The sequence below is a fragment of the Salifodinibacter halophilus genome, from assembly GCA_012999515.1.
Lineage (GTDB): Bacteria > Pseudomonadota > Gammaproteobacteria > Nevskiales > Salinisphaeraceae > Salifodinibacter > Salifodinibacter halophilus.
In genome coordinates, this window is the sequence record JABEEB010000778.1 from 1 (window position 1) to 233 (window position 233).

Annotated in this window: 1 protein-coding gene; it reads right to left on the minus strand. The window is 70.4% G+C overall.

Annotated elements, in window-relative coordinates; all coding sequences use genetic code 11:
- On the minus strand, window positions 1-170 hold a 170-nt coding region (locus HKX41_13700; protein NNC25187.1), incomplete at its 3' end, for a TRAM domain-containing protein.
- Window positions 171-233 lie beyond the last annotated feature (63 nt).

Here is a 233-nt window from a genome sequence, read left to right on the forward strand (position 1 = left end):
CGCGAGGTCTGCTTGGCCATGACCCGCTCGCCCGGCAGCGCGCCGGTGACGAACACCGCCTTGCCGGCGCTGTCGGGAGCCTTGGGATCGGGACGGCGGCCGACGCCGCGGCCATCGTGGGTGAAATCGGAGATGGCGATTTCGAAGGGAGTCTGATCGATGCGGGCCACAGCGGCTGGCGGGTTTTACGGCCGTCCATTGTCGCATGTTCGGCCATCCCGGGCCGGGGCCGG